At 47.4% G+C, this 12,965-nt stretch carries 15 protein-coding genes and 1 tRNA gene; 9 read left to right on the top strand and 7 right to left on the bottom strand.

Features of this window, described 5'->3' with window-relative positions; all coding sequences use genetic code 11:
• Positions 1-164: 164 nt before the first annotated feature.
• On the bottom strand, positions 165-1,955 hold the full coding sequence (locus NNN64_RS16260) for a phage tailspike protein (protein ID WP_271442028.1): 1,791 nt from the start codon (positions 1,953-1,955) through the stop codon (positions 165-167).
• Between the two features lie 147 nt (positions 1,956-2,102).
• On the opposite strand from NNN64_RS16260, the gene NNN64_RS16265 reads away from it, so the two are divergent.
• Positions 2,103-2,351 (top strand): Arc family DNA-binding protein, encoded by a 249-nt coding sequence (locus tag NNN64_RS16265; protein WP_271442029.1) that lies wholly within the window; start codon positions 2,103-2,105, stop codon positions 2,349-2,351.
• Between the two features lie 21 nt (positions 2,352-2,372).
• Here the strand turns inward: NNN64_RS16265 and NNN64_RS16270 are convergent, their stop codons facing one another.
• Positions 2,373-2,903 (bottom strand): KilA-N domain-containing protein, encoded by a 531-nt coding sequence (locus tag NNN64_RS16270; protein ID WP_271442030.1) that lies wholly within the window; start codon positions 2,901-2,903, stop codon positions 2,373-2,375.
• Between the two features lie 215 nt (positions 2,904-3,118).
• Here NNN64_RS16270 and NNN64_RS16275 point away from each other — a divergent pair, with 215 nt between their 5' ends.
• A complete protein-coding gene (locus NNN64_RS16275) occupies positions 3,119-4,012 on the top strand; it encodes a hypothetical protein (protein WP_271442031.1) in 894 nt (297 codons plus the stop codon).
• 20 nt (positions 4,013-4,032) lie between these two features.
• Here NNN64_RS16275 and NNN64_RS16280 read toward each other — a convergent pair whose 3' ends face one another.
• The gene (locus tag NNN64_RS16280) at positions 4,033-5,145 is read right to left on the bottom strand and encodes a hypothetical protein (protein WP_271442032.1); all 1,113 of its coding nucleotides are present in this window, start codon (positions 5,143-5,145) and stop codon (positions 4,033-4,035) included.
• A 365-nt stretch (positions 5,146-5,510) separates the two neighbouring features.
• Between NNN64_RS16280 and NNN64_RS16285 the strand changes: the two genes are divergently transcribed.
• The 6 genes from NNN64_RS16285 to NNN64_RS16310 all read left to right on the top strand — a co-directional run bounded on the left by NNN64_RS16285 (position 5,511) and on the right by NNN64_RS16310 (position 8,581).
• Positions 5,511-5,903 carry a phage protein NinX family protein gene (locus tag NNN64_RS16285; protein ID WP_271442033.1) on the top strand — a complete coding sequence of 131 codons (393 nt, stop codon included), beginning with the start codon at positions 5,511-5,513 and terminating at the stop codon, positions 5,901-5,903.
• Positions 5,881-6,120 carry a DUF4222 domain-containing protein gene (locus NNN64_RS16290; protein WP_271442034.1) on the top strand — a complete coding sequence of 80 codons (240 nt, stop codon included), beginning with the start codon at positions 5,881-5,883 and terminating at the stop codon, positions 6,118-6,120. Before NNN64_RS16285 ends, NNN64_RS16290 begins: the two co-directional genes overlap by 23 nt.
• Positions 6,121-6,129: 9 nt before the next feature.
• Positions 6,130-6,660, top strand: coding sequence for a hypothetical protein (locus NNN64_RS16295; RefSeq protein ID WP_271442035.1), 531 nt, complete (start codon positions 6,130-6,132; stop codon positions 6,658-6,660).
• Positions 6,661-6,764: 104 nt separating this feature from the next.
• Positions 6,765-7,142 carry a beta-sandwich lipoprotein gene (locus tag NNN64_RS16300; protein ID WP_271442036.1) on the top strand — a complete coding sequence of 126 codons (378 nt, stop codon included), beginning with the start codon at positions 6,765-6,767 and terminating at the stop codon, positions 7,140-7,142.
• A gap of 51 nt (positions 7,143-7,193) precedes the next feature.
• The gene (locus NNN64_RS16305; RefSeq protein ID WP_074170635.1) at positions 7,194-7,541 is read left to right on the top strand and encodes a helix-turn-helix domain-containing protein; all 348 of its coding nucleotides are present in this window, start codon (positions 7,194-7,196) and stop codon (positions 7,539-7,541) included.
• Positions 7,424-8,581: a site-specific integrase gene (locus NNN64_RS16310; protein WP_264209222.1), complete on the top strand. Its 1,158-nt coding sequence runs from the start codon at positions 7,424-7,426 to the stop codon at positions 8,579-8,581. The genes NNN64_RS16305 and NNN64_RS16310 overlap by 118 nt, the downstream gene beginning before the upstream one ends.
• A gap of 14 nt (positions 8,582-8,595) precedes the next feature.
• Here NNN64_RS16310 and NNN64_RS16315 read toward each other — a convergent pair.
• From NNN64_RS16315 to proB, 3 genes are all read right to left on the bottom strand, one after another.
• Positions 8,596-8,671: transfer RNA gene (locus tag NNN64_RS16315), tRNA-Thr, on the bottom strand.
• A gap of 114 nt (positions 8,672-8,785) precedes the next feature.
• Positions 8,786-10,039, bottom strand: a complete 1,254-nt coding sequence (proA, locus tag NNN64_RS16320; protein WP_271442037.1) for a glutamate-5-semialdehyde dehydrogenase — start codon at positions 10,037-10,039, stop codon at positions 8,786-8,788.
• 11 nt (positions 10,040-10,050) lie between these two features.
• Positions 10,051-11,154: a glutamate 5-kinase gene (gene proB / locus NNN64_RS16325; protein WP_202039385.1), complete on the bottom strand. Its 1,104-nt coding sequence runs from the start codon at positions 11,152-11,154 to the stop codon at positions 10,051-10,053.
• A gap of 289 nt (positions 11,155-11,443) precedes the next feature.
• Between proB and phoE the strand changes: the two genes are divergently transcribed.
• Complete coding sequence (phoE, locus tag NNN64_RS16330) at positions 11,444-12,499, top strand: phosphoporin PhoE (RefSeq protein WP_137384434.1); 1,056 nt, start codon at positions 11,444-11,446, stop codon at positions 12,497-12,499.
• A 56-nt stretch (positions 12,500-12,555) separates the two neighbouring features.
• Here the strand turns inward: phoE and crl are convergent, their stop codons facing one another.
• The gene (gene crl / locus NNN64_RS16335) at positions 12,556-12,957 is read right to left on the bottom strand and encodes a sigma factor-binding protein Crl (RefSeq protein WP_005133595.1); all 402 of its coding nucleotides are present in this window, start codon (positions 12,955-12,957) and stop codon (positions 12,556-12,558) included.
• Between the last annotated feature and the right edge of the window lie 8 nt (positions 12,958-12,965).

The following is a 12,965-nucleotide window of genomic DNA, read 5'->3' on the forward strand; positions in this document are numbered from 1 at the left end:
ATCCCATCCCATCCCATCCCATCCCATCCCATCAAGAGCACGCAAGACCCTGCAAACCAATGCAAAGCTTTGTGTGTCCCGTTTTTGTCTCATCCTGATGATTGTTTTAAACAAACTATTGCGTTCTTATAAAGTATGAAAAGTTATATTACTTACACATTTAGCTATACATCAACAAAATTAACAACAACTCTTGGAATTGATGAGGCGGCGCTTAGGCTATATGTAAGCTTTATGTTAATAGCAGACCCATCATGGACATCAACTGAAACAGTGCTGTAAGAAGAAAATCCATTATTTGAAACTGAGCAAAGAAGGCCAGTCTCAACACCATCCACCATAAGAACAGCTGTAACAGATTGGTTTGTTCCAGGAGAAACATTAAGTTGTAATGTCATGGATGCTGCTATTTTTTTTCCTGAGTTTATTGCGCATACCGCTTGGTTCGTTGAAGAACCAACCGGAGTAAGGTAAGAAACTGTATTTCCTGTCAGATTGGTTGCTGATGTATATGAGACAAAGTAATCTACTTCAGTTGCTGTGACACTATTTCCCATTGAAAAATGCTTACCACCTGCATATCTACTTTTATTGGATTTAAATGTGTTACCATTCCCCGTACCGCCGATTGAATAACTAGTTGCATGAACACGAGATGGATAACCCCAAGCATGTACCTGGTTTCCAGTTATTGTAAAATAACTGCAATTATAAAATATTGCAGCATCGTAAGCAGATGCCTCAAGTAATGAATTGTCATTAATCCAATTATTTGAAAAAATTGTCAATTCGCAATCTGAAAAACTAACACCTGATTTTTGTGACTCTTCAAATCTATTTGCTATTATTCTATTATAACGACATTGCTCCTGAAAAACAGCACCTTCAGAACACTGCCATATCAAATTATCAGAGAAGTAACCATTGCTGCATGATGTCATTCGAACGCCTATTGCTGGTCTATTTTCTAGAGTAAATGGACGTAAAGAACCAAATTGGTTACCTGTGTATGAGTAGTCTTGGCTATAGATGCACTCAAGTTGTGGAGATGCCCCATCAGTTCCGCACGAATAAAAAATACAATCTCTGATTATATTTCCACTCATCTGATTAGTAGAGTCTCCACCATGCCTAAGACCTGGCCCATTAAATCTATAGAAGTAACATTTATATACATGAGCCATTGAGTTGTTAATTAAGTTAACTCCACCAGTACCACTCAACGAGTCATCTCCAGTGAATGTTAACCCCTCTATTTTTATATTTGTTGCTCCATTAAGAGTAAGAATGAAGCCAGATGATATTGATTTTATTTGAGCAGAATGAATACCAGACTCTGAATAAATTGCTATTGAATCAATTCCCGTTAAAGTTACCGGACCGCACAAATAAACACCGGGTGGAAAAAAAATGCTTCTTCCTGAGTCTAGTGCATTTTGTATTGCAGCAGTATCAACGGTTGCTCCATCACCTACAGCACCAAAATCTTTTACAGAAATTATATCTCTATTTTTTTCATGTTGAGTCCTTCCAACAGACCCTTGAAGTGGCTGCCTAACGCCTACCAGAGAGTCACCAAGTTGCTGATCGGTTGTGTTTGATAATTGCAGCTTAAACTGGTCTGGGTCGTATTTTAGTACATTGTGGAAGTAAAACTGCTGCGCGTTATAGGCATCATAAACAGCCATAGAGTGCCCCTGCACAGTTACGAACTTCGCAATCTGTCCGTTATATACCGGGTATCCGCCAGCGTTTATTACGATTGGCTGTGATACAGGCACATGGCTACCATCCTCATTCTCAATATAAACCTGAATCTGGTTTGCAGGGTTAACCGGGTCGGTATCAATCTGGCCGATGTAAATTTTACCATTTGCTACAGCCTTGAATGAGCGCGGCATAGTGAATAACTGTGAAGGCATGCTTACTACGACATTTGCAGTGATATCTGACATTTACTGTGCTCCAGGCGCAAGTAATCCCCACAGGCGAGCTGCGGTAAATTGTGATTAATCATTAACATAGGACCACGGTGGTCTTATTGTGGATACAACCAGTAGATCATATGATGCCGATCCACTTACAAAAGTGAGGCATCAAAAATGGGAAGAGATGACCCGCAATTTAACCTCAGGCTACCCTACGAGCTGAAAGAAAAGGTTAAGCAGAGGGCAAAGGCAAACGGAAGGTCACTAAATGCAGAGCTAGTGCAGATAGTGGCTGATTCACTTGAAAAGCCTACGCCAGTAATCGGATACAGGGATGATGCGGAACGCCAAGCTGACATCGTATCCAGAGAGATTCAAGAACTAGTATTCGAAAAGCTAAAAGATTTCTATCGAAAAAAATAGCCCGGCGAACCGGGCATTTCTTCACGCGATTCCCGGCAAGTACATCTGCACTTCATCAACAACACGCGATCTCGCAGCCTGCAATAGTTGCTTGCGACCACCTACACCCCACTTCGCCATCTGACTGGCGCACTGGCTGATCTGCTTGGTTTCGGTATTGATGATGTGGTCGATTTTGTTCAGGCGTGACATTGCACTAATGCCGAGACGTATCACGGTCCTGAACACCTCATAAACTTCTATCTCAAATTCAGGCTTAATCCATGCTGCATAACGGATGGCAAGCAACTCTACTCCCCATGCGCCACTTTGATCACCACCTTTTATTACATTAAGTGGTTGATTTTGTTCCGAAGCACTTTTTAGTGCTTTGGATTTTAGCGCTTTTACGAAACGTTTGATCTGGGCACTACGGAGGAATACGGATGGCCTTTGAGACTCGGATGCCTCACCGTTCGCCACTGCTGCCGCATGGAGATCATTCAGGCTATAGCGCCCTTCGTCGTCAACACGAACGGAAACGCCGTTTACTGATACGGTTGGATATCGCATGGGGTTTACCTATAGAAAGTGAGCCTGTCACACAGAGATAGCCGCCCCAGAGTACAACTAACTCTCAGGCTCGCTTTCTGTAGGCTCTAGGATTATAACGTGCGCGTGTGATGCGCGGTTGGTTTATTGCAGGTACAAAAAACCCGGACTATGCCGGGCTATGGTTAACGTTGCAGTATCTCCGTGGTAGAGTTAGGAAAACAAAGGGGGATAGCATGATATTTGGTAGCGCGATAATGGTTGATGACAAGGGCGGCCTAACCTCGGAGGATAGCGTTAAAAATGATGCCACACATCCAGATTATGAATACAGGATGGCGTCTTTATCCATGTCATCTAGTGATGTTGTAGCTGTCACAAGTTGTGGTGTTTCTAGGCATAAGTTTGATGTTGAACCATTGAAGCGTGGAGATTACACACACCACATTGAAATGTTTGAAAAATCGATTTCCTTAAGTCGGTACATAAAAGCAAACATTGATATGAATTCGGTTTCAGATCGCCTTTATTGCATAACTAACAAAGACGGAATGATGATGGCGGTTAGCCCGCCTGCTATTCAAGTCTCAATCCGTGAAATCACCGATGGTGATAAGCCAAATATTTATTGCGGAGAATTTTATTTTGATGACGAGAATGAAAAAAGAGAATACCCATTCAAGCAAGGTGATAACACACTTTCCATATCTTTGAACCTAGACTCTGAAAGCTTCTCTCGGATATTCGAAAGATTTAGTGGTGGTGATAACTTTATCGACCTAGGGATATGTTTTCCAGCTTACGCTAGTTGGCTGGATAGCATGGCTGGCGTTTGGCCCACCACATATGTCATCAAGCCAAAAAACGATGATGAGAACTTTGTAATGCTTACTCGAGTCTCGTCATCCAAGTCACCAAGCGAGAAACATGCTAAAAGTGATCCCGAACCTGATGAAATCGACATATTCAGCGATGATGATGACAAGGTGGAGTTAAAAGACCTCGATGCATCAATAAAATCAATAGGTGATTCTCTTTCTACTAATTTAAGAGTAGGCAAGCAAATGGTAACCTACTTAACAGTTATCTCAATTTGTTTGGTTTTGTTGACCATTAAAGTTTTCATCTAATCGCCATCCATGGCGATTTGTCACTGCTGTGTTGCCTGGTTAGCCAGTAGCGGTCTAAGCGCAATAGCCGCCTGATTTAACGCCCTTTCATATGAGGGCGTACCTGCTTTAGTGTTTGCCAGCCGCAAAAGCGCATTCCTTGCCATGGGGCTTTCATAAACCCTAGACATAAGACCAATTCCTGTTTCACCAGCCAAGAGAGCACCTCCGGTTTTTAAGTTTCCAATGACTCTAACCAATGGCGCCAATGTCATACCTGTTTTTGTTACCACATTGGCCTCAGATGCTCTTTTCGTAGCTTCAAGAATTGAAAGCATCCCTTCTATCTCTTTTCCGCTCTTCCCCCCGAATACAGTTTTAAAAACTTGACCATTTGCTTGTTTCTGCAACTTGCCGAGCTCAGTCATCATTCTCTGAGGGCTATCACCTGCTTTGGCTGCTATTTTGCTGATATATGCCGCCCTTAGCATATCCTTGCCTTTTGGATCTAGTTTTCCATACAATCGAGCTATATCTGAACCATACTGCCCATAAACAATGGTGTTCACAGCCTCAGGTGTCAAATCTCCTTTGTTTAGGACATTTTTAAGGCGTGTCTGAGTTGCATCTGTTGCCATTTTTGCATAGTCAGCCTTTCCTGCTCTCCATGCTGAAGCGTCTTTTGGGCTAAGACCTTTCGCTATAGATTTGTTAAGGCTGTTGGTTAGCGAGTTGTATACTCTGTCTACCATCGATTGTGACTGTGACGGAAGAACTGCGCGATCTCCTTTGACATCAATGCGGAATTGAGTCCTTAGCTTATCAAGCAACTCAAATGCATCATCTCCGCCAGATGTTTCCTGAATAGCCTTCTTATAATCATTAAGTGCAGAAATGGTTTGAGTATCAGAAACACCTTTAAGCCTTCCAAGTTCGTTTATTGCACCGTCGATAGCTCTTATGGAGCCACTTGTATCAACCGGCTTGCCAACCATTTTACTAGATAGCTCGCTTAGTTTTACCTTGGCTAAAGATTTTTCTCTTGCAATACCTGACCTTAGACTGTCAACAACCACTGATGGATCATAATCTCCATAGTTTTCTGTGAATCGATTAACAAGCCTAGTTCTAGCGTCTTGTTGCGCTGATCTCATAGGACCAGTGCCAGCGATAACCCCTTCCGAATAATCCTGTAATTGATTTCCGAGCTTGGTAGAGGGCTTTATCCGGGATGCACGATGTGCGTTGATTGCCAGAGCAATATGGAATTGCGTAAGAAGATTGGGAGGGTGTGATGCGATACAAAGATGAAGAAATTGGGTGCAGGGTTCAACTGAACCCTAATGGAAGTGACTTGCGGTGCGGGGATCGGGTTAACAACGTTAACTGGAATCCAAATGAAGGAGCCATTCAGTTGTGCGAGATGTGCAAACTTAAAAAACAGAATGCGTCATTAATCGAATCTCTTAACCGGAGGTGATGTGATGTGGCCTATATGCAAACACTGCGAGGGTGAGTGATGGATTACAGCAAGTTGAGTGACTTTGAGATAAACAAGCGCGTCGCTATCGCAGAAGGGTTACAGGTTCAGGAAATTGACGATAGCAAGTCCACTGGCATGACGAGCAAGTATCACGAACTCAGGCCGCATACCGTTTGGGTGAGTGATGGTGAAAATCCATGGGAGCAATACGCACCAACTTTGTGCTGGGAGGATGCCGGACCGATCATCCTGAAGAATCGCATCAGTCTGGTTTGGGATTGCGCTGAAGATGCCAGTTCTGAGTGGTGGAACGCTGTTGACCAGTTCGATGAATGTCGCATTCAGTATCAGTCAAACCCGCTACGCGGAGCAATGATTGTGTTCCTCATGCTTCGGGAGCAATACAATGTTCAGGATAATCCAGCCTAATACCTGGTATGCCGACCTCCACGGTGCCCCCTGCAAAATCATCCGCGCTACTCACGAAGTCATCCACTACATCAGAAACGGTCGCACCTGCATCGCCAGTATGGGCCGCTTTCAGGCAGAGTTCGAGCCGCTTACCAAAGCACAGGCCGAGCGGTTCGCCGAAGAAATTGAAACAGCAGAACACTTAAAACGCCTCCGCGCTATGCGGGCGGCATGAGGAGAGATTATGGGATTAGATATCACTGCGTACAGCAACATAAAACACCTGGAAGCTCATCTGAATGAGGATGGCGATGCCATCTATAACAGCAGTGGCGAAGAGGTAGAGCAGCACTATTTCCACGTCTGGAAAAATCCAGGCTTCCCGGGGCGTGCGGATGAGCTTGTCGATGGGGGCGTTTACACATATGAAGACTGCACAGGTCACGGCGTAGGTTATGGCGGCTATTACTGGTGGCGCAATGAGCTCGCGGAAATGGCCGGCTACCCGATTGGCGAATATGAGAATGGATTCGGGAAAGAATCCAACCATTTCGGCGGCGTGCTCAATTCCGACAGCGGCCCATTCTATGAATTAATCAACTTTAGCGATTCCGAAGGATTTATTGGCACATCTGTTGCGACGAAATTACTGTCTGATTTTAAGTTTTTCCATGACAAGGCTGAAGAAATCGGCAGCCAATTCTTCAAACAGTACCAGCACTGGCAGTCAGCCATGGAGATGGCCTCGAACAATGGCTGCATTAGCTTCCACTGACGCAACTGATAGCCAGTTATGAGCTGGCTATCGGGTGCGAATGCACTGCCACGCTATCCCCCATTTTCCCTCCAGTGTGAGGGCATTCTTTTACAGGTGAACCAATGAAGAAAGGATTGCTATTGCTGAGCGTTCTGGCGCTTTCGGCATGTGATGTCAATGATGCTGACGTAGCCAGTCGTAACGTTAGTAAGGCTGCAGATAACTTTGAATCTCAGCGCCGCTTTGTCTTCTATAACGGCATCACCGGTGAATTCATACTGGAAATTACCGGCTTATGTTCGAAAGACAATACCAGCACCTATCGGACGCTGGGAGTAATTTGCAAAACGGGTCCAGGTATATACAAAAAGCACATGCTTGGCCTGTCAGATAACGTCACATGGTTTATGGAGGATTTGAGCGGAACAAACGCCAGCGTCAATCACTACCGTGTGACATTCAAACCATCAGTAATTATTCCTGATATCGAAGTCAGATAAACAACTCTGCACCCGGCCACAGTGCCGGGTTCTTTTTGCCTGGAGTATCCGATGGAAGAAATAATTTTCACCCGCGACGAGGCGGCGAACTTCCTGCGCGTCAGTGAAGGGACTGTAGCCGAATGGATAAAGTCTGGAAGACTCGCCGCTACCCGTAAAAATCCCGCTAAAAAGAAAAGTCCATATCTCATCTGCAAGACAGATTGCATTGCAGCGCTGAAGAACACGATCCACAATCAGCCGGTGAATGCGGTTGATGTGCAGGAGGGTAAAGCATGTCAATCAAACAACGTGCCGGTACGTGGCACTGCGACTTCGTTACGCCTGGTGGCGTCAGAATTAGACGGTCTCTTGGCACAACGGACAAAAGGCAAGCGCAGGAACTCCATGATCAGCTAAAAGCTGAAGCGTGGCGTGTAGACAAGATGGGGGAATATAAGGCGCACACTTTTGATGAAGCATGTGTGCGCTGGCTGAACGAGAAGCAGCATAAGAAGAGCCTGGACGATGATAAAAGCCGGATCGGATTCTGGCTTATGCATTTCCGGGGAATGGACCTGTCCGAGATTACAGAGGATAAAATTCTCTCAGCCGCCAGTGGAATGGTAAACAGGAAGCACAGACTTAACTGGGAGTCACGACGGGATAGTTGTCTCAGGATGGGTAAGCCTGTTCCAGAGTACAAGGAAAAGCCAGCAGCACAGGCAACCAGAACAACACACCTTGCTTTCATTCGGGCTTTGCTCAGATGTGCGGCTAACGAATGGCGATGGATAGCCAAAGCGCCGAATATAAAATGCCCCGTTCCAAAGAACAAACGTATTCGATGGCTGACAAAAGATGAGGCGCAGTCATTAATACGTGAATTGCCTGACCACTTTAAGCCGGTGGTTGTTTTTGCTCTGGCAACGGGATTGAGGCGATCCAACATAACGGATCTGGAATGGTCTCAGATAGACATGCAAAGGAAGGTTGCGTGGATACACCCGGAGGATGCAAAAGCAGGCAGGGCGATTGGGGTCGCCCTTAATGATTCTGCATGCAGGGTATTACGCGATCAGGTAGGAAAGCACAATCGGTGGGTGTTCGTTCACACTGAATCATCTGTTCGTCCGGATGGAACCAGGACTAAAGAGGTCAGGAAGATGAGGAGCGATGCTAACACAGCGTGGAGGGCTGCGTTAAGAAGAGCCGGAATTGAAAACTTCCGTTTCCATGATTTGCGGCACACCTGGGCAAGCTGGCTTGTGCAGTCCGGCGTTCCGTTATCAGCGCTTCAGGAAATGGGAGGTTGGGAGAGCATTGAAATGGTTCAGCGCTATGCTCACTTAGCACCGAATCACCTGACGCAACATGCGATGCAAATTGACTCATTTCTGGCAGGAAATGGCACAAATATGGCACAAGGCACGTTTGCAGACTTGGTGAATATCGCGTGAGGCCGCGTGGTTACTGGTGCCGATAATAGGAGTCGAACCTACGACCTTCGCATTACGAATGCGCTGCTCTACCAACTGAGCTATATCGGCCCTGATAAGGACATGTCCACGAATGCGAACACGGGGTAGAAGGTTAAAACTAACCGGGCGATGCGTCAATGGCCTTGTGAATCAAACGCCTATTTTTGCATCACCCGGTTTCAATTACGCACGAATCGTGTCGTCACCAAAGCCAATCCACTTGTAAGTGGTCAGTGCTTCCAGCCCCATTGGGCCACGCGCGTGTAATTTTTGCGTGCTCACGGCGACTTCCGCACCGAGCCCAAACTGACCGCCATCGGTAAAACGGGTCGAGGCGTTTACGTACACGGCGGAAGAATCGACTTCATTCACAAAACGATCGGCGTTGCGCAGCGTACGCGTCAGAATCGCATCGGAATGCTGAGTACCATGCTCACGAATATGAGCAATGGCATCATCCAGGTCGGCAACAATCTTCACGTTCAGATCCAGCGACAAAAACTCATCGTCATACTGTTCCGCTTTTACCGCCACGACGTTTGCCGGTCCGGCCTGCAACACGGCTAGTGCGGCATCATCTGCATGAAGCGTCACGCCGCTTTCTGCCATTTGCTGGCTTAGTGCAGGCAGGAAGCGCTCAGCGATACTCTGATTCACCAACAGTGTCTCGACAGTGTTACACGTGCTCGGGCGCTGGGTTTTGGCGTTGACGATAATCTTCAGCGCCGGGGCGATCTCAGCCGTATCATCTACATAGATATGACATACGCCAATACCACCGGTGATAACCGGGATAGTCGACTGTTCACGACACAGCTTGTGCAGCCCTGCGCCACCGCGAGGGATCAGCATATCGATGTACTTATCCATCCGCAGCATTTCAGTGACCAGCGCACGATCCGGGTTATCAATCGACTGCACCGCAGCAGCCGGTAAACCACAGGCTTGCAGCGCATGCTGGATCACGGCAACAGTGGCGGCGTTCGTCCGGTACGTCTCTTTTCCACCACGTAGAATCGCCGCATTGCCCGTTTTCAGGCACAGCGAAGCCACATCAACGGTGACGTTTGGACGCGCTTCATAAATCACGCCAATCACGCCCAGCGGCACGCGGCGACGCTCCAGACGCAGACCGCTATCCAGTAGACCGCCGTCAATCACCTGCCCTACCGGGTCAGCGAGATTACACACCTGACGCACGTCGTCAGCGATGGCTTTCAGGCGTGCCGGGGTCAGTGCAAGGCGATCAAGCATCGCTTCGCTCAGGCCATTTTCACGCGCCTGTTCAACATCCTGTGCGTTCGCGCTGAGGATACTTTCCGTTTGCGCTTCCAGCTCATCAGCAATGGTTTCCAGCACGCGGTTTTTTTCGCGGCTGGAGAGTAGCGCCAGCTTATACGACGCAGCTTTGGCAGCAATGCCCATTTGTTCCAGCATATGCCTGTTCCTTAACGGGTAATCATATCGTCGCGATGGACAGCAACCGGGCCATATTCATAGCCAAGAATAGTGTCAATCTGTTGTGAGTGGTGCCCGGCAATACGGCGTAACGCGTCACTATTATAGCGCGTGACGCCGTGGGCAATATCACGCCCTTCGAGGTTGCAGATGCGGATCACTTCACCACGAGAAAAGTCGCCTGTCACGCTTTTAATGCCTTTTGGCAGCAATGAACTGCCGCGCTCCAGAATCGCCGCGGTAGCACCCTCATCGACGGTAATCTCCCCGGCAGGCGGAGCACCGAAAATCCAGCGTTTACGGTTTTCCAACGGAGAAGCCTGCGCATGAAAACGTGTACCGACGGAAACACCTTCCATCACATCACCAATGACGCCCGGCTTGCTGCCTGCGGCAATAATGGTGTCGATACCCGCGCGGCAAGCCACGTCGGCAGCCTGTAATTTAGTTCCCATCCCCCCGGTTCCCAGACCAGAGACGCTGTCCCCGGCAATGGCGCGCAGCGCATCATCAATACCGTGAACATCTTTGATCAGTTCCGCCTGCGGGTTAGTACGCGGATCGGCAGTAAACAGACCTTGTTGATCGGTCAACAGCAGCAGCTTATCGGCACCCGCCAGGATCGCCGCCAGCGCCGAAAGGTTGTCGTTATCACCGACTTTAATTTCAGCCGTCGCCACTGCGTCGTTCTCATTGATGACGGGAACAATGTTGTTATCCAGCAGCGCACGCAACGTATCGCGGGCATTAAGGAAGCGCTCTCTGTCTTCCATATCCGCACGCGTCAGCAGCATCTGGCCGATATGAATACCGTAAATTGAGAACAGCTGTTCCCATAGTTGAATCAATCGACTCTGCCCTACCGCCGCCAACAGTTGTTTCGACGCTATCGTCGCCGGGAGTTCAGGGTAACCAAGATGCTCGCGCCCGGCAGCAATCGCGCCCGAGGTAACGATAACAATACGATGCCCTGCGGCATGGAGCTGCGCGCACTGGCGAACCAGTTCGACGATATGGGCGCGGTTCAGGCGGCGCGATCCGCCCGTTAACACACTGGTGCCAAGTTTTACCACCAGCGTCTGGCTGTCACTCATGATTCTCTGCCATTCAAAATTGGGGAAAATGATATCAAACGAACGTTTTAGCAGGACTGGCTCCGGTTGCCAACAGCCAGCGCACAAAGCATGAAATTTTATTGCGCAGGATCAGCAAGCGTAGCGGCAGATTTTGACGCATTTATTACAGACACAAAAAAACATTCTTTTTTAAAAATATTCTTACTTTGTCATAAAACGTTCATTGCCAGACGTTAAAAACCTTCCTGTCTTTTAACGGGGATCACACCCAGTAAATATTAGCGCGTACTTTAAATCAGGAATGAAAATGAAAAAGAGCACTCTGGCATTAGTGGTGATGGGAATTGTTGCATCGGCGTCCGTACAGGCGGCAGAAGTCTATAACAAGAACAGTAATAAACTGGACTTGTATGGCAAAGTCAAAGCGATGCACTACATGACTGATTATGACAGCAAAGACGGCGACCAGAGCTATATCCGCTTAGGTTTTAAAGGCGAAACGCAAATTAACGATCAACTGACCGGTTATGGTCGTTGGGAAGCTGAGTTCGCAGGAAATAAAGCGGAAAACGAAACCAATCAGCAAAAAACACGTCTGGCTTTCGCCGGTGTGAAATTAAAAGATTTTGGCTCGTTTGATTATGGTCGTAACCTGGGTGCGCTGTATGACGTGGAAGCGTGGACGGATATGTTCCCGGAATTCGGCGGTGACTCTTCCGCACAGACCGATAACTTTATGACCAAACGTGCCAGCGGCCTGGCCACCTACCGTAATACCGACTTCTTCGGCGTCGTTGATGGTCTGGATCTTACCCTGCAATATCAGGGCAAAAACCAGGATCGCGATGTGAAAAAACAGAACGGCGACGGCTTTGGTACCTCCGTGACGTATGACTTTGGCGGCAGCGATTTCGCTATCAGTGGTGCGTATACCAACTCTGACCGTACCAATCAGCAGAACCTGCAAAACCGGGGTACTGGCGATAAAGCAGAATCCTGGGCGACAGGTTTAAAATATGATGCCAATGATATTTATCTGGCAACGTTCTATTCTGAAACACGCAATATGACACCTATTTCCGGTGGCTTTGCTAACAAAACTCAGAACTTCGAAGTGGTCGCTCAGTACCAGTTTGACTTTGGTCTGCGTCCATCTCTGGGTTATGTGCTGTCAAAAGGCAAAGATATTGAAGGCGTAGGCGATGAGGATCTGGTGAATTATATCGACGTGGGCGCGACCTATTATTTCAACAAAAATATGTCGGCCTTTGTTGATTATAAAATCAACCAACTGGATAGCAATAATAAGCTGGGCATCAACGATGATGATATCGTCGCGGTGGGTATGGTCTACCAGTTTTGATATAGCATAAAAAAAGCCGGATGAGGTTGCGCCGCCATCCGGCTTTTTTCTGTTCATTATGCCGTTAATTTAACCGGCTCATCCTTAAAGTCGTCAGCAGGCTCCAGCGCCAGATTCAGCGTCGTTAACAACCCACGCAACTTTTCATGAAACTCGCGTAAGGTGTATTCCAGTCGCTCTACCACTTCAGTCTCTTTAATCGGCACAGCGGTCCAGTTGCCGTCTTTATCGAACAAACCAAACTGGTAGCTGTACGTAAAGCGTTTTTCCTGCGCTTCCAGCTCCATCCACCAGCCCCAAAATTCACGTTTCTCTGGCGCCGGTTTCACATTGACGCAAACAGCCAGACAATCGAAAAAGAATCGATTATCTTCGCACTGCCCTTCGCGGATGTATGGGCCAAGCGCGGTGAATTTTTTGATCAATCTGCTTTTCGGGTGTCCACTCGGTAACGTCATTGCGATCT

This window comes from Citrobacter sp. Igbk 14 (assembly GCF_028069825.1).
In the GTDB taxonomy this organism is placed as follows: Bacteria; Pseudomonadota; Gammaproteobacteria; order Enterobacterales; family Enterobacteriaceae; genus Citrobacter.